The organism is Empedobacter sp. 225-1 (assembly GCF_030328185.1).
In the GTDB taxonomy this organism is placed as follows: Bacteria; Bacteroidota; Bacteroidia; order Flavobacteriales; family Weeksellaceae; genus Empedobacter; species Empedobacter stercoris.
In genome coordinates, this window is record NZ_JACALO010000022.1 from 1 (window position 1) to 24,588 (window position 24,588).

The following is a 24,588-nucleotide window of genomic DNA, read 5'->3' on the forward strand; positions in this document are numbered from 1 at the left end:
AATTTAGCACTTGGCTAATCATTGGGGGCTAGCCCCCAATGATTTAATTTGAGTTGCACTTATTTGTTGAACTTAGAAACAATGAATAACGATAAAAAAGCTCATTAGGAACATATATATGACGTAAAAACTCCACAAGAAGTTAGTTGGACACAAGAAAAACCCGAAACTTCTTTAAATTTTATTCAATCATTTTCGGTGGATAAAACAGCAAAAATTATTGATGTTGGCGGTGGAGAAAGTAAATTAGTTGATTTTTTATTGGAAGAAGGATACGAAAATATTTCGGTTTTGGATATTTCTGCAAATGCATTAGAAAAAGCTAAAAAACGTTTGGGCGATAAAGCTAAAAAAGTGAATTGGATTGTTGCGGATATCACCGAATTCGAACCTACAGAACAATACGATATATGGCACGACAGAGCTGTTTTTCATTTTTTAACAGAAGATAATGACATCAAAAAATACCAAGATTTAGTTTCGCAAGCGGTGAAAGGTAAAATGGTTATCGGAACTTTTTCAACAAATGGACCTTTGAAATGTAGCGGTTTAGAAATTAAGCAAAACGATGAAATTTCGTTAACATCTACCTTTGCTTCTGATTTTGAAAAAATAGAATGTTTTACGATAGATCACATAACGCCATTTGATACGATACAAAATTTTATTTTTTGTAGTTTCAACAAAAAATAAAATGCGTTAGGTATTGCAGTGGAAATCCTTTGCTGTAGAGCAAAGATTGAAACGGAAAGCCCGCTCGAACGCCCAAAACATAAAAATCATCTGCTTAATTAAGTAGATGATTTTCTATTTGTAATACCTTATTGTATACTGCATTTTCTTTTTTGATATCGTTCAAAATCCAGTTTAATTCGGGATCAATTCGCTTTATTTTATGTTCTAAAGTTGGTTTAATCTCTTGATTAGGATATACACCATGTCCCATTTCTTCTCGCTTTTCGATAGGCGAAAGATAAACTGTTCCCACCGACATTTGTAGTTTTGAATGAGGTAACGTAAACTTAGGCATCAAACCAGCCACCGTTCCATTAAAATCGCCTCCAGTTTCTTCTCCAACAAAAAATGCACGATTCTTGAGTTGAAGATTCGCCGAAATAAGCGAAGAAGCGGAATACGATCCTCCATTGATCATCACATACAAATTCCCTTTGTAAATAAGCGATTTGTCTATTTTTACAAACGAGAAAGGTATGTGCAATTCGTATTCATTGTCCGAGTTTTTGGATGTTGCAAAGTAGGTATAACCAGACCCCAACCAAAGTAAGGGGTAGGTATAAGTGGGAAAAATATTGTACAATGATTTTCCAAATGAAGTCTTATTGGCAACAATTTTTTCACCTAAAAAAGACTTCGAATCATCGACCAAATATGCATACAAATAATGTGCATCTTTGATGAATCCTCCCCCATTATTGCGAAGATCCAATACCAAGTTTTGAACTTTATGATTTTTGATATCTGTAAAAACTTCTTTATATAGTTCTTGTATCTTACCTTTTCTAAAATCGGTTACTTTTAGCACTGCAATCGTACTGTCGTTCGTAGGAAAAGATAAATCTTTGGAATAAGCTGCCGAATTTTTGGAGTATCCATATGTTTTTTGCTTAATTCGAACTTTTCGGTCGATTTGCTTTTGTTCTTTGGTGATTTTTGGAAGTTTCTTTTTCTCAGTTTCTTTTGATTTGGGATAAGTCCTAAATGTTTTTTTTCGGATTGGTTTATTCCCCATTAAAAAAGTAAGTTCGACTGAATCTTTAATCCCCTGCTCTAATGTAACATAATTCAAAAATGTTCGGTTGAATACATTATCTGTAAAAGTGGTGTTTTTCCCATCGCCAAAAATGCTTTTTTTGTATTTATCGTATAGATATTTTGTTGGAATATTATCTATAAAAACTAATGCTGAACCAGGATTTATTGGATTTATTTTAGACTGATCATGTACCAAAAAAACTGAATCATTTTTCCAAAAGAAACTATAATCATTAAACGCTGACTTTGAATCTTTGTATTGCTTTATTTCCTTTTTATTCAATCGTTTATAAATCGGATAAATATATGTATGTCCGTGCTCTAAACTTTCAAAAATCGGAAAAAACTTAATGTAAAAATCATTTGGTTTCAATGATTTTGTAAGGGTCTTTTTTAAGCTATCAAATTTAAAATCTAATTCATTTTGAGCAAGATACATATCCAATTTTGGATGATATCTTTTTAGTTTTTTGTAGGCAAAATCAACGTCTTTCTTTAGCTTATTTGCTGGGATTTTTTTATCAATATGTGCATTGTATTTCTCCACAGAAACACAACTACACATTAAAAAGAGAAACAAATAAGTAAAAAGAGACGTTAATTTCATTCGGTATTCTAATAAAAGATAGAAAGTTACAATTTTGATGTTTTAGTTCGGTAATTATTTTGAGAAATCATTTTAATTTTCATGTTATTTACGTCCATTGTCATGCTCATTGGTCCAGAAAAAGTTGATTCGTTAATATTTTGATCGAAAACATTCATCGTTAAACTTCCGTTTAATTTGTACTCGTCAAAGTTAATATTTAACTGACTTGGCATTTTTATGTTACCAACAGAAGTCATTTCTACATCAAAATAAGCTTTTCCATCTGCAATTTTTAGTAATTTATACACTCCTTTAATATTCATCTCGATATCAACACCTTGTTGCAAAGGCATTTTGAAAGGAATTATCACTTCGTGCATATCCCCAATCTTAAAAGTTTCTTTTGGAAAAATCATAAACATAGACATCGAATTCATCATATTATCGTACAAATCTTTCATGTTCGATAAATCCCCTGTCATTTCATCCGATGAATATTGTCTTCCTTTCTCGTTCTCAATACCATTAATCTTGATTTTTAACAATTCTTTTGTTATAGCATCTTGATCCATTGGAATTTCTTGTCCATTGACATTCATTTTAGAATCTAACTTTTTGTAAAAAATTTCGAAAGGTAAATCACCTTCTTTATCCATTTCTTTTGTAACCGTTAAAGTTTGAAAACTCATGTCCATTTTAGTTTCCACTTGACTCAATTCATTCGAAAGTTTTTCGTCACCTGCCATTTGCATCTGCATGTTCATCTGCATATCCATGTCCATTTGATAGGATGATTCTGGGTGATATTTCAGTTTGAATTGAAATGTTTCTTGTGCAAATCCTACGAAAGAACATGACACCATTAAAAACGTTGTAATTATTTGTTTCATTATTGATTTATTTAACTTCTTGATAAAATTCTTGAATAAAATTTTCCATGTATAGATGACGTTTTTCTGCAATTTGTTTTGCTGTTTTAGTGTTCATCAAATCTTTTAATCTAAATAATTTATCATAAAAATGTTGTACACTTGATGCATCTTTCGAGTTATCATACGGATTATACAAAATGCTGCCTACGCTCCCACCATAAGCAAAACAACGTGCAATTCCGACAGCTCCAATTGCATCCAAACGATCAGCATCTTGCACTATTTCTGCTTCTATTGTTGTTGGTTTATTTCCTTTACTAAACGAAACTTGCGAAACAATTTCTAAAATACGTACAATCGTTTCTTCCTCAACCTGAATAGATGCTAAAAACGCTTTAATTAACTTTTCAGATTTATCTACTCCATCATGCAATTTATAATCACCAATATCATGTGTCCAAGCAGCTAATTCGACTAAAAAAGGGTCTGCATCTTCAGTTTCTAAAATCTTTTTAGCGTTCGTTACTACACGTTCGATATGAAAATAATCGTGTCCAGTTCCTTCATCTAAAAAGGTTTTCTTGATATAAGCTTGTGTTTGAGCAAGTATGTCTTTTTTATTCATGCTAAAATATATTTTCGAGTTTAAAAGTACATCAGAATCGTTATTCAACAAACTTGAATCTTCAGAATTAATTTAATCATCACTTTTAAAAGAATTATTTATAAAAAAATTGTATATTTGCACCTCAAATTTGTAAAACGGGACGAGTTCCCCAAATAATTAGTTATACTATGGCTACAAGAATTAGATTACAAAGACATGGTCGTAAAGGAAAACCATTCTTTCACATCGTAGTTGCTGACTCAAGAGCAAAACGTGATGGTCGTTTCATCGAAAAATTAGGTACTTACAACCCAATTACTAACCCTGCAACAATTGAATTAAACATTGATTCAGCTGTAGAATGGTTACAAACAGGTGCTGAGCCATCTAATACTGCTAAAGCTTTATTATCTTACAAAGGTGCTTACATGAAAAAACACTTATTAGGTGGTGTTGCTAAAGGAGCATTTTCTCAAGAAGAAGCTGAAAAACGTTTTGAAGCTTGGTTAGAAGCTAAAGATGCAAAAGTTCAAGCTAAAAAAGACGGTTTAACTTCAGGTGCTGCTGCTGCTAAAGCTGCTGCATTAGAAGCTGAAAAAGCTGTTAATGATGCGCGTGTAAAAGCTGCTCAGGAAGCTGAAGCTGCTGCACAAGCGGAAGAAACTCCTGCTGAAGAAGCAGAAGGTACAACTGAAGAAGTTGCTACAGAAGAATAATTTTTAAGTTCAGAGAAGTTCCAGATGACAAAAAATGATTGCTACTATTTAGGTAAAATTACAAAGAGACACGGTTTCAAGGGTAATTTAATCATTCATTTGGACACCGACGAACCAGAATTATACGATACTTTGGAAGCAGTGTTCATCGAGAAAGATGGTACACTGGTTCCATTTTTTTTTGAAACCTCTCAGCCTTATCAAGGTACAAAATTATTAGTAAAGTTTGAAGATATTGAAGACGAAGAAGTCGACAAGTTAATCAATCGTGAACTTTATTTACCTCTAAAATCGTTACCAGAACTTTCTGGAACAGACTTTTATTACCACGAAATTGTTGGTTTTACGATTTACGACCAAACAAATACAGAAGTTGGAACGATAAAATCTGTCAACGATTCTGCTGCTCAAGCTTATTTCGAAGTGGATGCAAACGGAAAAGAAATCCTAATTCCGATGATTGACGAATGGATTCTTGAAGTAAATCGTGAAGAAAAAGCAATGCTTATTAATATTCCTGATGGTTTATTAGAAATTTATTTGGGGTAAATCCTTATCTTTCATTTATTAATATTTTCAATAAATGGAAGAACTTATTCATTTTACTAATTCCACTCCATTCCACGGACATATTCATTTGATGTCTTTACAGTTCGATGCTTTTAACTCTAAAATAGAACTAATTATTCAAGTCCGATACGATAATTATGATCACTTGTGGGAAATAAAAGCAGAAAATGTCATTGATTATAAAAATTTTAATCATTGTTCATTAACCCCTTTTTTTCGAATTAAAGAATATACTAATCATTTTCTTGTTAAATATCATACAGAAGCTCAAATTACAATCAAATTAGATAAAATTCCTGATAAAAATCCAATTCTGTTAGGTAAAATTCATAATTTTCTCAAAAAAGAAACTGGGTTATGGATGAATCTAAATAACTTAAACAAACCATACATCACTTTTCCGAAATCTCTCTTTCATAAATTTAGATTATTTTGTGAATCAGAGAATTTAACATATGAAATAGAAGAAATAAGCAAACCTATTAAATCAAATCTAAAACTTTTATTTTTTGGAAATGATTTAATCGCTCCTGACAATTACAGTTTTGGACAAGCTTTTATTCTTGCTGAAAATTTTAAAGCAAAAAGACTTAATTAAAAAACAATCCCTCTATTTTTATTGTCAATTTCGTACCTTTGCAAACTCAATCGTAATTAAAAATGGAAGAAGAAAAAAAATCATTGAATTTTATCGAGCAAATCATTGAAGATGATTTAGCTAATGGGATGCCAAAAGAAAATTTACGTTTTCGTTTCCCACCAGAACCAAATGGTTATTTGCACATCGGGCACGCAAAAGCAATCTGTTTAAACTTCGGTTTAGGACAACGTTACAATGCGCCTGTAAACTTACGTTTTGATGACACTAATCCTGACAAAGAAGAACAAGAATTCGTAGATTCTATCCGCGAAGATGTGAAATGGTTAGGTTTCGAGTGGGCTGAAGAACGTTATGCTTCTGATTATTTCCAGCAGCTTTACGATTGGGCTGTTCAATTAATCAAAGAAGGAAAAGCGTACATCGACGATCAATCTTCAGAAGTAATTAATGAACAACGTAAAACACCGTTTGAACCTGGAATCGAATCTCCTTATAGAAACCGTTCTGTTGAAGAAAATTTAGCGATTTTCGAACGAATGAAAGCAGGCGAATTTGAAGAAGGAACACATGTTTTACGTGCAAAAATTGACATGACTTCTCCGAATATGAATATGCGTGACCCTGTGATGTATCGTATTTTAAAACGTCCTCATCACCGTACTGGAGACACATGGAAAATGTACCCGATGTACGACTGGACACATGGAGAATCTGATTATATCGAAGGAATCTCACATTCATTATGTTCGTTAGAATTCAAAAATCACCGTGATTTATATGAATGGTATGCGAATAATGTTGAGTTACCGAATCAACCTCAAAAACCAAAACAACGCGAATTTGCTCGTGGTAATGTTTCGTACATGATTACAAGTAAGCGTAAATTAATGAAATTGGTACAAGAAGGAGTTGTAACAGGTTGGGATGATCCACGTATGCCAACTATTTCAGGTTTACGTCGTCGTGGGTACACACCAGAATCTATCAAGAACTTCTGGAATACTGCTGGTGTTGCAAAACGTGATAATGTATTGGATATTTCGTTATTGGAATTCTCTGTTCGTGATCATTTAAATAAAATCGCACCACGTGTTTTTGCTGTAATTGATCCAGTTAAAGTAATTATCGAAAACTATCCAGAAGGACAAGTTGAGGAATTAGAAATTGAGAATAATCCAGAAGATGAAACTGCGGGATCTCGCATCGTACCTTTTACTCGTGAAATTTATATTGAACGTGAAGATTTTATGGAAGAAGCGCCTAAAAAATTCTTCCGTTTATCATTAGGAAACGAAGTTCGTTTGAAAGGTGCCTACTTTATTAAAGCAGAACGAGTTGAAAAAGATGCTGAAGGAAACATTACAACAATTTTCGCTACTTATGATCCTGAAACAAAATCTGGTAGTGGAACTGAAGCGTCTAAACGTAAAGTAAAAGGAACATTACATTGGGTTTCTGCAACAGAAAATATTCCAATCGAAGTTCGCGAATACGATCGCTTATTTACAGTAGAATCTCCGGATGCAGAGAAAGATGTTGACTTCTTACAATTTGTTAACCCAAACTCATTAACGGTTAAAAATGGATTCGCTGAACCAGCGCTGAAAAACGCTAAAGTAGAAGATAAATTCCAATTTCAACGCATTGGATATTTTGCTTTGGATCGTGATTCTTCTGAAAATAAATTAGTTTTCAACAGAACTGTAACCCTAAAAGATACTTGGGCAAAAGTAAACAAATAATAAATCTATTTCATTAAATATCAAGCTCGGACAATTATGTTCGAGCTTTTTTTATTATATTTAATAAAATTTAAAACATGAATAATAAACTCTATTTCATCATATTTACTGCATTTATTGCCTTATACAGTTGTCAATCATCTAAAAATGCAACCACAAATAACACACAAGAAATAGAACATATACAGCACTCAGATTTAATTGGAAGGTGGAAACTTGTAAAGCTTTCGGGAGGAATAATAGGTCGCGAACAACTTCCACCAACTAATATGGTTACAGTTTTAGAATTCACACCAACCGAAATGATTACAATAATTAATGGTAAAGAAACCAATCGTACAACATACACTATAGCGAAAGGCAAAAGTATTCATACGACAGAACTTGTTCCCATGATTTACACAAATGGAAACCCTTCGATGGGTAAAAGTTTTCAGGTAGATCAAAATACACTTGGGATTAACGAAGAATTTAATGACGGTTTTTATTATACCTATATAAAAATTGGCGAAAACGATGACGGATTACTTAGAGAATAAAAACTCCATCAAAAATTGGAACGAAGATGACCGACCACGAGAGAAATTAGCTTTAAAAGGACGTTCATCTTTGTCTGATGCAGAATTATTAGCGATTATCATGGGGAGCGGAAACCGTGATGAATCAGCCGTAGAGTTAGCAAAACGCATCTTAAACTCCGCTAATAAAAACTGGAATGAATTAGCTAAATATTCGATTGAAGATTTATGCAAATTTAAAGGTATAGGCGAAGCAAAAGCTATTTCAATTATCACAGCAATGGAAATTGGACGCAGACGAAATTCGCAAGAAGTTTTGGAACGAGATAAAATAACATCAAGCAAAGATGCCGCTACCATTCTTCAACAACAAATTGGCGATTTACCAAACGAAGAATTTTGGGTTATGTTTCTTAATCAAGGAAATCGAATCATCAAAACAGAACAGATTTCTCGTGGTGGAATTACACAAACTGCCGTTGATGTACGCGTAATTTTTAAACGTGCTTTAGAATTAATGGCAACCGCAATCATACTTTCTCATAATCATCCTTCAGGAAATCTCGTTCCAAGCCAAGCGGATCAATCAATCACTCGAAAAATAAAAGAAGGCGCTACGTTATTGGATATACAAGTACTGGATCATATTATAGTTTCTCAAAAAGATTTTTATTCGTTTGCGGATGAAGGCTTAATTTGATATCTTTAAGGATTATTGCATCACTATTTTGAATTCAAAAGTCATCATATATACTGAAAAAATCACTAATCGAATCAATTACATATTTGATTTCATTTTTCGTAAATTTTCTGGAATTGACTACAACATAACAACCAATTTTGAAGAATTTTCCAATTCTTTTTTACCCAAAATTAATTTTTCGAATCAAACTTTAGAAGACGAAATCAATTTCAACGTAAATGATATTTTTCTCGAAACTAATATTAAAGAAAATGTTGATTATTCTAAATTGAATGAAATTGGAAAATCATTTTACTGGCTTTCACGTTACGAAGAATATAATGCGAAAACTGAACAATTTGATCAACATAATCGATTTTTAGGTTCAGATTTAGATTATTCTCGACCAATTGTTGATGAAATTTGTCTTGATATTCAACAAAAAATACAAACTAAATATCCTGAAATTTCTTTTAAAAAAAGAGTTTTTAAACAAATCATTACACATGATGTTGATTATGCATGGAAGTATTTGCACCATAATTCAACGATAAAATATGGTTCGCTTTTCAAAAAGATTATTAAGGGAAATATCAATGAAGCCAAGAAGCAAATCAATGTTTTAACACATCAAGAAAAAGATCCGTATGACACCTATAATTATTTAAAAGGGTTAGCTAAGAAACATGAAATCGAAACCATCTTTTTTTGGTTATTGGGCGATTATTCTTCTTTTGATAAAAATCATCATTGGAAAAATAAAACACAACAGGAATTAATCCGCACTATTTCGAATTGGGCCAAAATTGGGATTCACCCGTCTTATCAATCCAATGTAGATGCTAAGTTATTAACAGCAGAAATTTCTCGTTTAAAATCGATTACAAATAATTCCGTTAAATCATCTCGCCAACATTTCATCAAATTGAGCTTTCCTTACACTTATCAACAATTGTTAATAAATGAAATTTCAGAAGATTATACGATGGGATTCCCGCATCAGATTGGGTTTAGAGCTGGGACTTCTACTCCTTTCAAATGGTTTGACTTATCAACAAATCAACAAACAATGTTAACAATCTATCCTTTTGTTGCTATGGATGTTACGTTGAAAAACTATTTACTATTAACACCACAACAAGCTATTGATGAATTAAAAACATTGAAGCAAACAATTAAAAACGTCAACGGTACGTTTATAACATTGTTTCATCAATCTAATCTAACTGAAAATTGGGCTGATTGGCGAAAAGTTTATGAAAGTATTTTCAAATGATAAAGCGAGTTTCACGAAAAAAATTAGATGTTAATAAATACACCGAATGTTTAAATAAATCGGTGAACTATCGTATTTATGCGGAAGTTTTTTATTTAGATGCTTTGGTTGAAAACAATTGGGATTGTTATGTTTTGAATGATTATGAAGCAATAATGCCTTTGCCTTTTGTGAAAAAAATTGGGTTTAAATTTATTACACAGCCTATTTATTGTCAACAATTAGGTGTTTTTCATCAAGAAAATTTATCGAAAGAAACCTTTCAACTTTTTGAAAATAAATTACACCGAAATTTAGTGAGAGCTTATTCTTTTAATGAAGAAAATACAGAAATGTTTGAACCGAAGGGAGAAAAAAGAGTGAATCAGGTTTTGGATTTAAATTTTGATTATAACATTTATTTCAAAACTATTCGTAAAAATAGAAAACAAGAAATAAAAACTGGTTTACCTGAAAATTATAAGATTTGTCAACATTCCAAAAACATAGATTTTATCGACTTACTTGATAAAAACTATTCGCATATAAAGAAAGAATTACAACTCAAAAAATTAGTAAAACTTGTTAATAAACTACAAGAAGAGGAAAAATCAATTACAATTTCTATAGAAGAAAATCAACAAGTTTTAGCCAGCTCTTTTTATCTTATTTCTGATAAAAGATTAATACAATTATGTAACGCCAAACTTCCTAATGGTAAGATAAATTACAATACATTTATTGTAGATTTTATTATAAAAAAATATTCTAATAAAAATATTTATTTAGATTTCGAAGGTTCAAGTTTGAAAGGTGTTCAAGAATTTAATGAAAGTTTTAGAGCGGCAACACATTATTTCACTTGTTATAAAAACTTTCTATGATAAAAATTTTTTACCATTTATTTGTAACTTTATTCTTCTTGATTATTTACCGTTTAGGAAGTTTTAGTAAAATTACTTTCGGAGATTCTGCAGGAAAAATTTTGGACATTGAAGCCAATCAATTCAATCTTGAGACGTATTCCATTATACATTTTTTATATCAAAACTTTACAATTCTTATTTACAAACTATTTCCTGATTTTAGTACAATAGAAATTGGACGTTGGGTAAATATTATTTCAGCAATTGTGGTTCTAAATATTTTATTCATAATCCTTCAAATTATTACTAAAAAAAAATGGATTGCTTTATTAGGAACGATTGCATTCGGTTTTAGTTTTACGTTTTGGAAAAATACAGAAAATATCGAAGTATATACATTTTGCTTAATTTGGATAACTTTATATTGTTTATTCTCTTTAAAATTTATTCAACAAAAACAACCTATAAATATTCTATTTGCTGGTATAATTTTAGGAATTAGCTTTTTTGCGCATATACAAGGAATTTTATTACTTCCTTCATACTTTTACTTATGTTATTTAGCCTATGACAATACAAAAAATAAGACATTTGGTTATTACCTTTTTATTCCTATTATATTCTTAGCATCTTTATACATTTATCCAATCGTTCATAACGAATCAATTAAAAACGTTTTATCTTCCTCAGATAAATCATGGGTTTCTGATTCTTTGAAAAAAGATTTTTTAAGTTACATAAAAGACTTCGTTAAAGCTTTTGGTTATCTAATTTACAACTTTTGGTGGATGAATATTTTCTTATTATTTATACCTATTAGAGATTATTTCAAAAATAAAATATTACTTTTTTTAATTATTTTTGGGCTGCCTGTTTTTGGATTTTCTACTATTTATGCTGTAAGTGACAACTATGTTTTCTTCTTAAATTTCAATCTTAGTTTTTTGATTATTTCGAGCATTGGATTAAATTATTTTATTACAAGATTCCCGAAGCATACAACTATTGTTTCAGTGCTTATATTTTCAACACCATTCTATTATTATACAGCAAAACAACTTGTTTTAAAAACTAATAAAGGGCAAGAGTTTCATCATCAAAAATCTTACAAAGATGTCTTGAATTATTATTTACTTCCATGGATGAACAACAATAAAGGAATAATAGAAGTTATTTTAAACAACGAGGAAACGAATGAAGATATTGAATGGATGAAAAAGTCTGCCCAACAATTAATTGATTTAAAATCTAAAACGATGACAATTGAAGAAATTAAAAAGTTGTAACTTAACATACAATTTTTTATTTATGAAAACATTATTTAGTTTATTTATTGTTATTTCTATATTTTCTTGTACTGCTCAACAAGGTGGTTTAATTTATCCAGATTCTCAAATAGTCACAAATGCAAAAGTTGTTCATATTACAGATGAATCATCAATAAAAAATTTTACAATAACCAACGATTTACAACCTATTACTTTACAAATAAATGTTATTGTATTAAAACGTGAAGACGGAACGGGGAATTATGATTTAAAAAATCCTGAAGAAAAGAAAGCCTTAGAAAATTTCATGAATTATAGCAATGATGTTTGGATGAACCTTAAACAGCCAGAAGATTTAACAGGATGCTATACCGGAAATGACTTTTATCCTGATACGAAAGTTCGTTTTAAATATAATTATATTGAAATTAAAGATAATTATGCTTGGAACTATAGAAATAGCGGTGCTGATTTAGAGAAAAAGAAATACAGTGGTATTACACCATATAGAGGTTGGTATTTGACTTACTTAGATGACAAAATTGCGCAAGATAAAACTATTCCAAAAGGTTTAAATGTTTATTTGACAATGGACGGAGATAATTATGATCGATTATATAAAGTTAAAAGTAAAGATTATAACTTAAATGGTGTAGCTGCAGCAGAATCTCCAAGTAATAATTTATCGCAAAGCACAAGTATTCATATACCCAATCGCTACCTAAAATATTTATCGCACAGATACCAAGATCCTATTCGATTTAATAAAACCGTTCAAGAGACCATGTCTTGGGATGTAAACGATGCCCGCGGTTTAGCTCACGAAATTGGACATAGTCTTGGTTTAGGACATCACAACCAGTACCATAATGCAAATGCTTGTAAATATACAATTATGTCTCAAGTTGGTCTAGATCCAAGAAATTACCTTCAACCAACTGAAATTTTAAAAGTTCATAAAAACTTGAGAGAAACCAATTTAATTCAATTTGTAACAGAAGATTCTTTTTTAGGAAATACGTTTATCATGAATGAAAACACCGATTGGAATAAAACGCAACGTTTCTATTCTAATTTAAAACTTGAAAACAATATTACCTTAACGATTACAGAACCTATAGTTATTTCTCCACAAGCAACAATTATCTTTGGAAACAATTCAAAAATTATTTTCGAAAATAAAGGAAAGATTATTTATCCAAATGGAAATGATTTTAAAAATTACATTCATAAAAAAAGTAATTCTATTGTTCAACTTTAATTTTTAAATCCACCGAAAATATTCGCTTTGGATTATCATAAAGTTTTAAGACATTTCCATCAAAGTTTTTGGGTGTGTAAATTGCACACATAGTATTCTCTACATGATATAAATTATCATGAAACTGCTTTGGAACACCTTTCAATATTGCATTTACTATTTCAAATCGAATATCCTCTGGCGAGAAACCATAGTCGTGCCAAATCACTATTGAATTCTCATGAATTAAATGTTCAAAAACATTTTTAGTATCAGAAACTACAAAATCAAAATGATGATTACCATCAATAAAAATCACGTCAAACTTTTTATTTAAACCTGCAAAATTAAATTTTGTAGAATCTCCTAAGTGTTGTTTAATTATTGAATTATTTCGAATAAAAAAACCATGTGCATTTGCATATTCTTTTGTAAAATTATACGTTTTATAATCGTTAATATCCAAATCTAACGTATTCAAATCAGCTGCAACATCAGTTAAATTAGCTATACTTTCTCCTCTCCAAGTTCCTATTTCAAAATATTTACATTGCTCAAATTCTTTACATGCATTTTTCAACAATAATAAATCTGTGATTAGTGAACCTCCATCCAAAAACGCAACAGTCTCTAATCTTCCATCAAAATTAGGAAACAATTGATCCAACGAAACTTGCTTAAATCCTTTTTTATAAAAATCTGGCGTTTTCTTTTCCCAGTTTTCATTTTGATTGATAATAACATTTAATAACCATGGATTTTTACATATCTGTAAAATTCCATCTATTGTTTTTAATATTTTTTTTGAAAATGACATTTTAAATACTTTTTAAATACTTTCTAAATAAATAACATGCATACAAACCTGAAATAACAAAGGTGAATAACATGCCAAAAGCAGCTCCTTCAATTCCATAAGAGGGAATTAGAAATGCGTCAAAAATAACTAAACTTATAATTGAAAGTAAGGATACTCTAACATTCCAATCAGATCTACCAATTGTGCTATTCAAATTAATGTATAATATTCTGAAAAGCATTCCTAATACAACAGCAATTGTTACAATAAAAAACACTTTATCACCTAATAAATAGGTTTGATTAAAGAATAATTTGATCAACCAATCCTTTAAAAAATAGCTTCCGAAAACTATGATAACTCCAAGAGGGATAAAGATTTTGTAATAATTTTTAATATAAAACTTCAAAAAGTTTTTATCGTGACAATTCTGAATAATTCGAGGAAAATCCGTTTGAAATAAAATGGTCGGAAGAAATAATAAATTCATCGGAAGAATAATCGCAACCTTATATAAAGCAATATCTTTATCAAGCATGAATAATGCAATCATCGCAATATCAATCGAAAATAATAATTCAGACGCAAAATAAGCTAACGATTCCATTCTACCATATCGCCACATTGCTTTCCAATTCATTGAAGTAATCTGATTTACAGCTTTTTGAATTATATTTTTTGAATAAAAAAACAAACTCAAAAATGGAGCAATCGCTAACGAAACCATATATCCAATCGCGCCAAAATAAATCGTTAAAATAAATGTTAGTAACAATCCAATACAATTGATAAAAATATTGAGAAATGCAAACTTCTTATTTTTTCCATTTATTCGATAATCGATTGTTAAATGAGATTGAAAAAACATTCCAAAAAGACGTATTGCAAACAATAAAATAATCCATTCTAATTGCTCAAATTTAAGCGTATAAATATTTGCAACTGCTATAAAAATTAGAGCTAATAAAAATTGATAAACCATTCCATTCCTCAGTAACTTACGACTCAAATCTTGTTTTATTTGCTCATCATTTTCTCCTGCACCAAATTTCATTAGAACCTGTAACGAGCCAAAACCACTCCATGGAGACATAAAAGCTACAATTGAAGCAATAAGTGTTATTCGACCAAATTCATCTTGCGGAATCATTTTCACAATAAAAATTATATTAATCAACATGACTAATTTTTCTATCAAAAAAGATAAAAAAACATAGAAGCCGTTGTTCTGTAAAAATGATTGTATAAATTTGATTAAATCTTTCATTTCAAAACTTCTGTATAAATTTCATTATAATGTTGGGCAATTTCTTCTTTAGCAAATAGCTTTCTTGCATAGTCATTCATCTTTTCAGCTTCTGCAAATTTCTTCCCTTTTATAACCTCAATCATCGCTTCAAACAATTGATCTTCATTTTCAGATTCGATTAAAATTCCAAAATTATTCGGAAAAAACTCTTCAATACCACCAACTTTCGTCGCAATTAATGGTAATCCTGTCGCAAAAGCTTCTGCTTGTACACAAGGTTGGTTTTCGAATCGACTAAATAACACAAAACAATCTGCATCATTCATCTTCTGATTAACTTCATGATGTTCTAATCGTCCAAAAGTTGTGATATAATTTTCTAACTTATGTTCTTTTATAAAATGTATAATTGGAGTTAAATCACCATTTCCTCCTATATAAAATTTAAACGAATAATTGTTTTCTGCTAATCTTTTTGCCACATTCAACATGCCTGAGATATTTTTGTGTTGATCACCTAAATGTGATAAATGCAAAAAACGAATTTCGTTAGAATTTAAATCTAATTTGTAATCAAATCTTTCTAAATCAACAACATTTGGAATTACTTGATAAGAAACTTTATGATTAATCTTTTTTATAGATTCTCCTAAATGAGTGGAAACAGGTAAAACTATATCAACAAAATTAAGAATTTTCTTAATCGCCAAGCGCTTATAAAACGGAAGTTGAATAAATTTATTCGGATGCAAATTCGTCCAATGTTCTGTTAAAATAACAGGTTTTTTATATTTTATTTTTAAGTAGGTTAATAATAAACCCGCTGGATAAATAACATTCAAATGAATTACATCAAAATGATTAACCAAAGCAATACCCTTTAGAAATGCTCTAATTTGTTTAATCAAATTAAACGGACCGAAAAAAGATGGTTTAAAATAAATAATTATCTCTCTTACATTTTCATTGATATTATCTGTAATCTCAAAATCAGATTTCAAATTTTGGTCCTTAATTGCATGTACAAGTATTACATTATTTAAAGTAGATATTGCTCTTAAATGGCGTTGTATAAAATCTCCATTATCTAAAAGTACACGACTTGGGTACCAAGAAGCCAAAGCTAATATATCTTTTCGCAAATTATTCACCTTACTTTTTATATCTCTTAAGTTCTTTCATTACAAAGTATAACTGAACTAAATAGCCTACTCCAGCAAAGAAAGAATATAGGGATAACGTTAAAAGTATATTTTTATTTAAACCGCCAATCACACAAGTTGTAATTGTGACCAAAACAAGGTAAATATTAAAGTATAAGGCGTAATGATTTTTCTTGATAACCACTACAATTTGTTGAATAGGATTCATCGCCGAACGACATAAAATCCAAAACGAAAGAATCCACGTCATAATATGCAAACCTCGCCATTCTGGACCAAGCATCCATTCGAGAATAAAAATTCCAATAAAATTCATCAACAAAAGAAAAACAGCAATTGCAGCAACATTATACACAATCACTTTTTTTGACAAATCATACAACTGATGCGCTCTATGATCAATCATTGAAGCTGATTTTTGAAAGAAAACCTTCGAAATCGAATTGGATAACAAAACCAATGGAACAACCAAAACTTTAGATGCATTTCCATAAAAACCTGCATCTTCTTTCGTAAAATAAAACAACAACAAAATCGTCATTAGATTATTCGCAATCACATTCAGAGATTCTGATGGTAATGTATACTTTATAATCTCTTTATTTTTTGAAATTGTTTTTTTTGCTAAATTAAAATCAATCGAAGAAAATCGCCCTTTGGTAATCGAAAAATAAAACACACAAGATAAAACTGTCCCGAAAATAGTTCCATAAATCAAACCTGTTTCTTTATAGCCCATCCAATAAAAAATGGCCTGAAAAACAACTGAAAAAACTGCATTAATCACGACTCCTGTTGAAATGCTTTTGAATAATTTATACTTAGTAAACAACGTATTTTGAACATTGTTCCAAGCTGTAAACAATCCTGCAACGCAACTTAGAAAAACAATAAATAAGGAGGTTTTGAACGTGAAAATTTTTTCTAAAACAGCGTAGCCTAAAAAGAATAAAATCGTTACAACGCTACTCACTAATAATAAGGTCGTGAACAAATTTCGAATTGCTTTAGACGATTTCGAAATTACAAAAATATTCTCCAAACGAAATGTTGTCAAAATAGAAAGAATAGCTACAAAACCTAAAAAAGCATTGTAAGTACCTGATGCTTCTGGTCCATAAATTCTTGCCAAAATTATTCCTCCAACAAGCATTATCGCTTGCGCAATCGTGTTCCCAGCAAGCAAGGACAAAACGCCTTTTGCATTCTTCGTTTTAAATTTTTCTAACCTTGTTTTCAATTGATGTAATCTTCATCAGCAAATCTACATAAAATCCTTAGCTTTGCATTTATGAACACAATAAAACACGTTTTTTTCGACCTTGATAATACACTTTGGGATTTCAGAAAAAATGCAAAATTCGCTTTAAAAGAACTTTATATAAAATACGATGTTGAAAACCGATATGGTTTTTCATTTGAAGAATTTCACCCTTTTTACCACGATAGTAACGAAAGTCTTTGGGCTTTAATTCGTGACAAAAAAATCACAAAAGAAGAATTAAGAGCAAGACGTTTTAAAGACGCTTTTGATAAATTAGGTATCGACAATGATGCTTTGGCGAAAATTTTCGAAGAAGAATACATGGAAACGATTACCAATTATAATGAAGTAGTAGATGGTGCAATGGAATTGTTAGATTATTTGAAACCAAATTACAACCTACATATCATTACAAATGGTTTTATCGAAGTCTCAAAACGTAAAATTGAAACATCAGATTTAAACGGTTATTTTGACACAGTTACCTATGCTGATGAAATCAAAATTTTGAAACCAGATCCTCGTATTTTCTCTTTAGCAATGGAAAAATCTGGCGCTAAAAAAGATGAGTCAATTTATATTGGTGATGATTGGATTGCGGATGCGGTTGGTGCAAAAGCATACGGAATGTCAGCAATTTTCTTTGATCGATTAGAAGAAAACTTCTCGATGGATGACGTTCCAACGATTACTCATTTGGATGAAGTAAGAAATTATTTATAATATACAACGGTTCAGAAAATTCTGAACCTTTTTTTATTTTCTACCTTTAAAATCTTCCATCGAATCATAAATACCAAAAACATCCCCCATCACAAAATCATATACCTTATTTGGTAACAAAGCTTGCGATAACCGAACAAACCAATATGGAAGTGGCATAGGAGTTCTTAATTTTCCTTTCTCGATATTCGAAATAATTTTACTTGAAGCTTTTTCAGGATCAAGTATTGGGACAATGCGAGATTTTACCCCATCAAACATTCCTGTATTGATATAAAATGGCATGACACAATTTACAATCACCTTGCTTTTTTGTTGTTTCATTTCGAGACTCACCGTTTCCGTAAAACCAACTATTGCCCATTTACTCGCTACATAAGCAGCCATTTTTGGAGTTGAAGTTAATCCAGCCATCGACGCAATATTACAAATCACACCTGTATTTCGTTTCACCATTTCGGGCAAAAAAGCATGCGTCAACACCATAACCGCATTAACATTCATCGTTCGGTTAATTTCTTCTAAGGTATGATCAATGTAATTTTTACCAACAACAATACCCGCATTGTTAATTAACACATCAATAGATTTATTATCATTTTTAATTTTTTCGATTGTTGATAAAAGCTCTTCTTGATTTGACAAATCTACCTGATAAGCAGAAATTGGAATATTAAAATGAGAAAACTCTTCTTTTACTTGGTTAATTCCAGCTAAATTATAATCGAGCATCACCAATTCTTGCGCACCTTTTTCTAACACTTTTCTGCTCATTATCTTTCCAATCCCAGAAGCAGAACCAGTAATCAAAACTATTTTATCTTTAAAATTAAATTTCATTATATCAATAATTTAATCATTTATAATTCACTATTCACGTTTGCTTTTACCATAAAAATAAGCATTCTCTTTTTATAATAAAATAGTAGATAAGCGTAATTTTTTTCTTTTGATCTATTCGATGTATTTAAGAAGATAATTTTGAAGGAAATATATTTTAAAAATTTATTACAAATTCTTTGCAAAATTAAAAATAGTCTTTATATTTGCAGTCCAAAATAAGAACAATCGTTTCTTATCAGGAATGGCCGAGTGGCGCAACTGAATAGCGCACTTGATTACGGCTCAAGAGGTTACAGGTTTGAATCCTGTCTCGGTCACAAAAGCAAAAGCTCATCAAAATTTGATGAGCTTTTTTGTTTTAATACACTTCTGTTTCTTGTGGAATTTCCTCTAATTTTTTCTTTTGTTTTGACATAAAAAAGATACAATTCCCGAACCAGGTTAACCAAAAAATATAAAATCCAAAATGAAATGTTTTCTTTAGTAATCGATGCGATGTTTCTGTGAAATCATAATATGTATAAATTAATCCTATTATTCCTATCGAAAGAAAGATGAATGGCAATAACAATTGTTTCAAACGTTTGGTTGTTTTCATTTTCCAAACAGATAACACCACAAAAATTATCGCTTGAATCGCAAATAATAAAAGTGCTGTTTTCCACCACGATTTTAGAATAGTGTATTCGTTGTAAATAATCGTGATTCCGACTTTTCCGATGAATGACATTTTCGAAATCATGATTCCAGAAAGCAAAGAAGAAAAAGCTAAGATTAGTAAATGTATAATTTTGTTTTTCATTTGATTTAAATCAAAAAGTTAAATAAATTAATTGTTTAAATATCGTCTAAGTTCTCGATACGATTCATATCAGAATCACTAGAACTGACTAAATCATCGTAATAAAAATATTAAATAAGTTATTCCAATTATTAAACCAATCAGAACTGGAATTCCGATTATTAAATTATAAAAATCATTCGTAACAGATTCTGAATTTGAGAATTCATCAAATTTCAGTTTAGGTTTAAAGATTTTAATGATAATAAATCTTATTGTTAATCCTATAAAACCTCCAATAAATTCAAAAAGAATATATCCTAAAATTTCGAAAATCACTTGCATACAAATAATTTATATCCTAATATAATCAAAAAAAGCCTTGCAAATGCAAGGCTTTTAAATATTTTAAAGAAATTGATTCTTATAAGTTAATTGAGAAATCCATTAATTCGTGGAATTTTCTTAATCTATCGATTAAACCTTCTCTATCTAAAGCTTCTAAAGATTCAGTTCCGAATTTTTCACAAGTTACAGATGCTAAAGCAGATCCATAAACGATTGCACGTTTCATATTATCGAAAGAAAAATCATTTGTTTTTGCTAAATATCCTGAGAATCCTCCTGCGAATGTATCTCCTGCTCCTGTTGGATCAAAAACATCTTCTAATGGTAAAGCTGGAGCAAAGAAAACTTGTTCATTTTGGAACAATAAAGCACCGTGTTCACCTTTTTTGATGATAACCGTTTTAGGACCAAATGTCATAATTTTTTTAGCTGCTTTTACTAAGCTGTATTCTCCTGACATTTGACGCGCTTCTTCATCATTAATAGAAATCACATCAACATCTTTGATGACATCCATTAATTCATCCCAAGCACAATCCATCCAAAAGTTCATTGTATCTAAAACCACTAAACCTGGACGTTGATCTAACTGCGTTAAAACTCCTTTTTGTACCAATGGATGTAAGTTACCTAACATCAAAACATCTGGAGATTTGTAAGTTTGAGGAACAACTGGATTAAACGTTTCTAATACATTCAATTCTGTAGCTAATGTATCACGTGTATTCAAATCGTTGTGGTATTTTCCTTCCCAGAAGAATGTTTTTCCATCTTTTACGATTTCCATTCCATCTAAATTGATTCCTTTCGAACGTAATAAATCAATGTATTTTTGAGGAAAATCCCCTCCAACAACTGAAACAATAGCTGTATCTACGCCTAATAGAGAAGACGCCATTCCGATATATGTAGCGGCACCACCTAAGATTTTATCTGTTTTCCCAAAAGGAGACTCTAATTTATCAAAGGCAACTGTACCAACTGTTAATAAACTCATTTTGTATATTCTAAATTAAATAGTTTGCAAATGTATTGAATTGATTTGAATTAAGGCATAATGCCTATTTATTATTTTTAATTTAATCCCTTCTTAACTGCTTGTCCATTAAAAAATTACGATTAAATTATCACAAATATTTATAAAGCATTAGCTAAATCTGTAAACGCAACCTCTGTTTGTTCACCAGAAATCATGTCTTTTACTGTTGCTTTTTGTTCTGCAATTTCTTTCTCACCTAAAAGAATTACTTTTTTAATTCCTTTTTTATCAGCATATCCCATTTGCTTTTTCATTTTCGCATCATCAGGATAAACCTCCGTATTAATACCTTGTTGACGTAATTGTTTCACCAATTTCATCGCAACTGTAGCTTCTGTTTTTCCGAAATTAATGAACAATGCCTGAATATTTGTTGAATCTTCTAAAGCAGGAAATAGATTATTTTCTTCTAAAACTAAATAAATACGATCTAAACCAAACGAAATTCCAACACCAGAAATATCTTTCAGACCAAAAATTCCAGTCAAATCATCGTAGCGACCTCCACCACCAATAGATGATGAGAATTCTCCGATTTTTGCTTTTACTTCGAAAATGGCTCCAGTATAGTAATCTAATCCTCGTGCTAAAGTTAAGTTCAAGAATAATTCGGCAGATTGTAATCCTAAATTTGCTGTTTGCTCAAAAACAAATTCTAATTCTTCGATACCTTTTAATCCAGTTTCAGACGATTTTAAAATATCTTTTAACTGCGCAAATTGCGTTTTATAATCTCCTTTCATAGAGAATAAAGGTGACAAAATCTCGATTGCAGCTTCCGAAATTCCTTTTCCTCGCATTTCTTCTTTTACCGCTTCTTCCCCAATTTTATCTAATTTATCCAAAGCAACTGTAAAATCAATCAATTGAGCCGAAATATCTGCTACTTCTGCTAAACCAGATAAAATTTTACGGTTATTGATATGAATTTCAACTGGCGCTTTCAGTTCTGTAAAAACAGTATCGTATAACTGAACAAAATCAACCTCTTGTAACAGAGAATCTGAACCTACAACATCCGCATCACATTGAAAAAACTCTCTGAAACGCCCTTTCTGAGGACGATCTGCACGCCAAACAGGTTGAATTTGGTAACGTTTGAACGGAAATGTAATCTCATTTTGGTGTTGTACTACGTAACGTGCAAAAGGCACTGTTAAGTCGTAACGCAACGCTTTTTCTGAGATTTGAGATGTGATTTTTTGACTATTTCTATCTGTTAATAATTGTTCATCAACTTTCGCTAAATAATCCCCAGAATTTAAAATCTTAAAAATTAATCGGTCCCCCTCTTCTCCATATTTCCCTGTTAAGGTTGATAAATTTTCGAATGATGGAGTTTCGATCGGAGAAAATCCGAATAACACGAATTGTTTTTTAATCGTGTTGATAATATATTGACGACGATTCACTTCTAAAGGAGAGAAATCTCTTGTTCCTTTTGGAATCGATGGTTTTTGAATGGCCATTTTTCTAAATCTTACTTATAAAGATACAAAAATACATCATTTTGATTTTTAACCCGACATTTTAGGAATAAATCATTGATTTAGAAAATATTTATCTATGCATCACATTTTATTGCATCATTTTTGAACAAAATCTTTTCTCGAATTGATGATTTTAATAAAAAAGAGGTAAACTTCAAACTTCATCCATCGTAATTCTAATTCGTAAATTAAATCGTAATTTTGCCTTATGTATTTAAAAGAACTTAAAGCAAGACAATTCAAGAATTTTGATGAAAATAATTTCGAATTTTCCTCAAAAATTAATGCATTTGTGGGACAAAATGGAAAGGGAAAAACCAATGTGTTGGACGCGATTCATTATTTGGCTTTAAGCAAATCGTATCTCAACCATTCGGATGCGATGAACATACAATTTGATTGTGATTTTTTTACATTAGAAGGCACTTTTGATAAGAATGAAGCAGATGATGTTATTTTCTGTTTGGTTCGTTCTGGTCAACCCAAACAACTAAAACGAAATTCGAAGTCATATGATCGTATATCGGATCATATCGGTCAATATCCTTTGGTCATGATTTCGCCTTATGATAGCGATTTGATCAAGGAAGGAAGTGAAGTTCGTCGAAAGTTTTTGGATAATATTATCTCGCAATCGAACAAGCAATATTTAGCTGATTTAATGCGATACAATAAAGTATTAGTCCAACGAAATGCTTTACTAAAATATTTTGTTGCCAATAATACGTTTGACGCTTCATCGTTAGAAATTTATGATGAAGAGTTGATTCATTTGGGTAAAAAAATACACGAAACTCGAAAAGAATTTATAAAAACTTTTTTAGACGCTTTCCTAAAATATTATAACGAAATTTCGGAAGGACGAGAAAAAGTAAATATCGAATATGTTTCGCAATTAAACGATGCACCTTTTGAAAAGGTTTTAAAAGATGCTTTATACAAAGATCGTTCAGCTCAATATTCGACAGCTGGAATTCATAAAGATGATTTGTTGTTTACGATCACCAATTATCCCATCAAAAAATTTGGGTCGCAAGGTCAACAAAAATCCTATTTAATTGCGTTGAAATTAGCTCAATTAGAAGTGATAAAAAATTCGCTCAACATTACACCTTTGTTATTATTGGATGATATTTTTGATAAATTGGACGAACATCGTGTGACACAATTGATTAAATTAGTGAACGAAGAACGTTTTGGTCAAATTTTTATTACCGATACACATCCCGAAAGAACTGAACAAATCATCAAACAAATTAACGCTGAAAGTAAAGTTTTCCGACTATGAAAAAGTATGAAAAACGAAGTAATCAACAAACGCCTGTTCAAGCTTTAGAGCATTTCATTAAACAAAATGGAAAAGAAGAATTGATTTGGGAAGTGAAGGCTGAAGAAGCTTGGCGAGCTGTTATGGGCAAATTTTTTGAAAAATATACCGATCGTGTTGAAGTAAGACAACGTACTTTATATGTTAAAATTAATTCCCCTGCAATGCGTCATGAATTGATGATGGGAAAATCTAAAATCATTGCAAATATTAATGAGGAAATCAAAAAAGATTTTTTGGTTGATGTAAAAATTTATTAGAAA

At 30.5% G+C, this 24,588-nt stretch carries 26 protein-coding genes and 1 tRNA gene; 15 read left to right on the top strand and 12 right to left on the bottom strand.

The window, feature by feature from the left end; genetic code table 11:
- The first annotated feature begins 198 nt into the window (after positions 1-198).
- Positions 199-693, top strand: coding sequence for a class I SAM-dependent methyltransferase (locus HX088_RS07910; protein WP_353619297.1), 495 nt, complete (start codon positions 199-201; stop codon positions 691-693).
- Positions 694-787: 94 nt separating this feature from the next.
- On the opposite strand, the gene HX088_RS07915 is transcribed toward HX088_RS07910, so the two are convergent.
- Genes HX088_RS07915 through HX088_RS07925 form a run of 3 tightly spaced genes read right to left on the bottom strand, consistent with a single transcriptional unit; the run spans position 788 to position 3,859 of the window.
- A complete protein-coding gene (locus HX088_RS07915) occupies positions 788-2,380 on the bottom strand; it encodes a S41 family peptidase (RefSeq protein WP_286483861.1) in 1,593 nt (530 codons plus the stop codon).
- 26 nt (positions 2,381-2,406) lie between these two features.
- The gene (locus tag HX088_RS07920; RefSeq protein ID WP_284583139.1) at positions 2,407-3,252 is read right to left on the bottom strand and encodes a hypothetical protein; all 846 of its coding nucleotides are present in this window, start codon (positions 3,250-3,252) and stop codon (positions 2,407-2,409) included.
- Positions 3,253-3,259: 7 nt separating this feature from the next.
- On the bottom strand, positions 3,260-3,859 hold the full coding sequence (locus tag HX088_RS07925; RefSeq protein ID WP_286483863.1) for an HD domain-containing protein: 600 nt from the start codon (positions 3,857-3,859) through the stop codon (positions 3,260-3,262).
- 170 nt (positions 3,860-4,029) lie between these two features.
- On the opposite strand from HX088_RS07925, the gene HX088_RS07930 reads away from it, so the two are divergent.
- From HX088_RS07930 to HX088_RS07975, 10 genes are all read left to right on the top strand, one after another.
- Positions 4,030-4,557: a 30S ribosomal protein S16 gene (locus HX088_RS07930; RefSeq protein WP_171623802.1), complete on the top strand. Its 528-nt coding sequence runs from the start codon at positions 4,030-4,032 to the stop codon at positions 4,555-4,557.
- Positions 4,558-4,581: 24 nt separating this feature from the next.
- Positions 4,582-5,106: a ribosome maturation factor RimM gene (gene rimM / locus HX088_RS07935; RefSeq protein WP_286483865.1), complete on the top strand. Its 525-nt coding sequence runs from the start codon at positions 4,582-4,584 to the stop codon at positions 5,104-5,106.
- Between the two features lie 34 nt (positions 5,107-5,140).
- Positions 5,141-5,725: a hypothetical protein gene (locus HX088_RS07940; protein WP_286483866.1), complete on the top strand. Its 585-nt coding sequence runs from the start codon at positions 5,141-5,143 to the stop codon at positions 5,723-5,725.
- Between the two features lie 62 nt (positions 5,726-5,787).
- Positions 5,788-7,470, top strand: coding sequence for a glutamine--tRNA ligase/YqeY domain fusion protein (locus tag HX088_RS07945; RefSeq protein WP_188319292.1), 1,683 nt, complete (start codon positions 5,788-5,790; stop codon positions 7,468-7,470).
- Between the two features lie 77 nt (positions 7,471-7,547).
- Positions 7,548-8,009 (top strand): hypothetical protein, encoded by a 462-nt coding sequence (locus tag HX088_RS07950; protein ID WP_171623806.1) that lies wholly within the window; start codon positions 7,548-7,550, stop codon positions 8,007-8,009.
- Positions 7,987-8,688 carry a RadC family protein gene (gene radC, locus HX088_RS07955; RefSeq protein ID WP_260541850.1) on the top strand — a complete coding sequence of 234 codons (702 nt, stop codon included), beginning with the start codon at positions 7,987-7,989 and terminating at the stop codon, positions 8,686-8,688. Before HX088_RS07950 ends, radC begins: the two co-directional genes overlap by 23 nt.
- A gap of 28 nt (positions 8,689-8,716) precedes the next feature.
- Positions 8,717-9,946: a polysaccharide deacetylase family protein gene (locus HX088_RS07960; protein WP_286483867.1), complete on the top strand. Its 1,230-nt coding sequence runs from the start codon at positions 8,717-8,719 to the stop codon at positions 9,944-9,946.
- A complete protein-coding gene (locus HX088_RS07965; RefSeq protein ID WP_286483869.1) occupies positions 9,943-10,809 on the top strand; it encodes a hypothetical protein in 867 nt (288 codons plus the stop codon). The genes HX088_RS07960 and HX088_RS07965 overlap by 4 nt, the downstream gene beginning before the upstream one ends.
- The gene (locus HX088_RS07970; RefSeq protein WP_286483871.1) at positions 10,806-12,077 is read left to right on the top strand and encodes a protein O-mannosyl-transferase family; all 1,272 of its coding nucleotides are present in this window, start codon (positions 10,806-10,808) and stop codon (positions 12,075-12,077) included. The genes HX088_RS07965 and HX088_RS07970 overlap by 4 nt, the downstream gene beginning before the upstream one ends.
- Before the next feature lie 22 nt (positions 12,078-12,099).
- A complete protein-coding gene (locus HX088_RS07975) occupies positions 12,100-13,320 on the top strand; it encodes a zinc metalloprotease (RefSeq protein WP_286483872.1) in 1,221 nt (406 codons plus the stop codon).
- On the opposite strand, the gene HX088_RS07980 is transcribed toward HX088_RS07975, so the two are convergent.
- Genes HX088_RS07980 through HX088_RS07995 form a run of 4 tightly spaced genes read right to left on the bottom strand, consistent with a single transcriptional unit; the run spans position 13,304 to position 17,750 of the window.
- Positions 13,304-14,116 carry a class I SAM-dependent methyltransferase gene (locus HX088_RS07980; protein WP_286483873.1) on the bottom strand — a complete coding sequence of 271 codons (813 nt, stop codon included), beginning with the start codon at positions 14,114-14,116 and terminating at the stop codon, positions 13,304-13,306. The genes HX088_RS07975 and HX088_RS07980 overlap by 17 nt on opposite strands.
- Position 14,117: 1 nt before the next feature.
- Positions 14,118-15,365: an oligosaccharide flippase family protein gene (locus tag HX088_RS07985; RefSeq protein ID WP_260541842.1), complete on the bottom strand. Its 1,248-nt coding sequence runs from the start codon at positions 15,363-15,365 to the stop codon at positions 14,118-14,120.
- Positions 15,362-16,489, bottom strand: a complete 1,128-nt coding sequence (locus tag HX088_RS07990; RefSeq protein ID WP_286483874.1) for a glycosyltransferase — start codon at positions 16,487-16,489, stop codon at positions 15,362-15,364. The genes HX088_RS07985 and HX088_RS07990 overlap by 4 nt, the downstream gene beginning before the upstream one ends.
- 10 nt (positions 16,490-16,499) lie before the next feature.
- A complete protein-coding gene (locus HX088_RS07995) occupies positions 16,500-17,750 on the bottom strand; it encodes a lipopolysaccharide biosynthesis protein (RefSeq protein ID WP_171623814.1) in 1,251 nt (416 codons plus the stop codon).
- A 51-nt stretch (positions 17,751-17,801) separates the two neighbouring features.
- Here HX088_RS07995 and HX088_RS08000 point away from each other — a divergent pair, with 51 nt between their 5' ends.
- Positions 17,802-18,497, top strand: coding sequence for a YjjG family noncanonical pyrimidine nucleotidase (locus HX088_RS08000; RefSeq protein WP_171623815.1), 696 nt, complete (start codon positions 17,802-17,804; stop codon positions 18,495-18,497).
- 33 nt (positions 18,498-18,530) lie between these two features.
- Here HX088_RS08000 and HX088_RS08005 read toward each other — a convergent pair whose 3' ends face one another.
- Positions 18,531-19,337 (bottom strand): SDR family NAD(P)-dependent oxidoreductase, encoded by an 807-nt coding sequence (locus tag HX088_RS08005; protein WP_286483875.1) that lies wholly within the window; start codon positions 19,335-19,337, stop codon positions 18,531-18,533.
- A 246-nt stretch (positions 19,338-19,583) separates the two neighbouring features.
- On the opposite strand from HX088_RS08005, the gene HX088_RS08010 reads away from it, so the two are divergent.
- A tRNA-Arg gene (locus tag HX088_RS08010) sits at positions 19,584-19,657 on the top strand.
- A gap of 41 nt (positions 19,658-19,698) precedes the next feature.
- On the opposite strand, the gene HX088_RS08015 is transcribed toward HX088_RS08010, so the two are convergent.
- From HX088_RS08015 to hisS, 4 genes are all read right to left on the bottom strand, one after another.
- Positions 19,699-20,142 carry a hypothetical protein gene (locus tag HX088_RS08015; protein WP_225540583.1) on the bottom strand — a complete coding sequence of 148 codons (444 nt, stop codon included), beginning with the start codon at positions 20,140-20,142 and terminating at the stop codon, positions 19,699-19,701.
- A 93-nt stretch (positions 20,143-20,235) separates the two neighbouring features.
- Entirely contained in the window at positions 20,236-20,466 is a 231-nt protein-coding gene (locus HX088_RS08020; RefSeq protein ID WP_286483876.1) for a hypothetical protein, read from the bottom strand.
- 79 nt (positions 20,467-20,545) lie between these two features.
- Entirely contained in the window at positions 20,546-21,466 is a 921-nt protein-coding gene (locus HX088_RS08025) for a PfkB family carbohydrate kinase (protein ID WP_286483877.1), read from the bottom strand.
- Between the two features lie 140 nt (positions 21,467-21,606).
- Positions 21,607-22,977, bottom strand: coding sequence for a histidine--tRNA ligase (gene hisS / locus HX088_RS08030; protein WP_171623265.1), 1,371 nt, complete (start codon positions 22,975-22,977; stop codon positions 21,607-21,609).
- Positions 22,978-23,206: 229 nt separating this feature from the next.
- Between hisS and recF the strand changes: the two genes are divergently transcribed.
- Both recF and HX088_RS08040 read left to right on the top strand, forming a co-directional pair.
- The gene (gene recF, locus HX088_RS08035; RefSeq protein ID WP_171623266.1) at positions 23,207-24,286 is read left to right on the top strand and encodes a DNA replication/repair protein RecF; all 1,080 of its coding nucleotides are present in this window, start codon (positions 23,207-23,209) and stop codon (positions 24,284-24,286) included.
- Positions 24,283-24,585: a DciA family protein gene (locus tag HX088_RS08040; protein ID WP_286483878.1), complete on the top strand. Its 303-nt coding sequence runs from the start codon at positions 24,283-24,285 to the stop codon at positions 24,583-24,585. The genes recF and HX088_RS08040 overlap by 4 nt, the downstream gene beginning before the upstream one ends.
- The last annotated feature ends 3 nt before the right edge of the window (positions 24,586-24,588 follow it).

Excerpts from the sequence above, each read along its gene's own strand:
- hisS (WP_171623265.1), bottom strand. The coding sequence starts at position 22,977 with ATGGCCATTCAAAAACCATCGATTCCAAAAGGAACAAGAGATTTCTCT.
- HX088_RS07985 (WP_260541842.1), bottom strand. The coding sequence starts at position 15,365 with ATGAAAGATTTAATCAAATTTATACAATCATTTTTACAGAACAACGGC.
- HX088_RS07940 (WP_286483866.1), top strand. The coding sequence starts at position 5,141 with ATGGAAGAACTTATTCATTTTACTAATTCCACTCCATTCCACGGACAT.
- HX088_RS07950 (WP_171623806.1), top strand. The coding sequence starts at position 7,548 with ATGAATAATAAACTCTATTTCATCATATTTACTGCATTTATTGCCTTA.
- HX088_RS07970 (WP_286483871.1), top strand. The coding sequence starts at position 10,806 with ATGATAAAAATTTTTTACCATTTATTTGTAACTTTATTCTTCTTGATT.
- HX088_RS07945 (WP_188319292.1), top strand. The coding sequence starts at position 5,788 with ATGGAAGAAGAAAAAAAATCATTGAATTTTATCGAGCAAATCATTGAA.
- HX088_RS07980 (WP_286483873.1), bottom strand. The coding sequence starts at position 14,116 with ATGTCATTTTCAAAAAAAATATTAAAAACAATAGATGGAATTTTACAG.
- HX088_RS08000 (WP_171623815.1), top strand. The coding sequence starts at position 17,802 with ATGAACACAATAAAACACGTTTTTTTCGACCTTGATAATACACTTTGG.
- HX088_RS07925 (WP_286483863.1), bottom strand. The coding sequence starts at position 3,859 with ATGAATAAAAAAGACATACTTGCTCAAACACAAGCTTATATCAAGAAA.
- HX088_RS08040 (WP_286483878.1), top strand. The coding sequence starts at position 24,283 with ATGAAAAAGTATGAAAAACGAAGTAATCAACAAACGCCTGTTCAAGCT.
- radC (WP_260541850.1), top strand. The coding sequence starts at position 7,987 with ATGACGGATTACTTAGAGAATAAAAACTCCATCAAAAATTGGAACGAA.
- HX088_RS08020 (WP_286483876.1), bottom strand. The coding sequence starts at position 20,466 with ATGCAAGTGATTTTCGAAATTTTAGGATATATTCTTTTTGAATTTATT.
- HX088_RS07965 (WP_286483869.1), top strand. The coding sequence starts at position 9,943 with ATGATAAAGCGAGTTTCACGAAAAAAATTAGATGTTAATAAATACACC.
- HX088_RS07920 (WP_284583139.1), bottom strand. The coding sequence starts at position 3,252 with ATGAAACAAATAATTACAACGTTTTTAATGGTGTCATGTTCTTTCGTA.
- HX088_RS08005 (WP_286483875.1), bottom strand. The coding sequence starts at position 19,337 with ATGAAATTTAATTTTAAAGATAAAATAGTTTTGATTACTGGTTCTGCT.
- HX088_RS07930 (WP_171623802.1), top strand. The coding sequence starts at position 4,030 with ATGGCTACAAGAATTAGATTACAAAGACATGGTCGTAAAGGAAAACCA.
- rimM (WP_286483865.1), top strand. The coding sequence starts at position 4,582 with ATGACAAAAAATGATTGCTACTATTTAGGTAAAATTACAAAGAGACAC.
- HX088_RS07975 (WP_286483872.1), top strand. The coding sequence starts at position 12,100 with ATGAAAACATTATTTAGTTTATTTATTGTTATTTCTATATTTTCTTGT.
- HX088_RS08015 (WP_225540583.1), bottom strand. The coding sequence starts at position 20,142 with ATGAAAAACAAAATTATACATTTACTAATCTTAGCTTTTTCTTCTTTG.
- HX088_RS08025 (WP_286483877.1), bottom strand. The coding sequence starts at position 21,466 with ATGAGTTTATTAACAGTTGGTACAGTTGCCTTTGATAAATTAGAGTCT.
- HX088_RS07915 (WP_286483861.1), bottom strand. The coding sequence starts at position 2,380 with ATGAAATTAACGTCTCTTTTTACTTATTTGTTTCTCTTTTTAATGTGT.
- recF (WP_171623266.1), top strand. The coding sequence starts at position 23,207 with ATGTATTTAAAAGAACTTAAAGCAAGACAATTCAAGAATTTTGATGAA.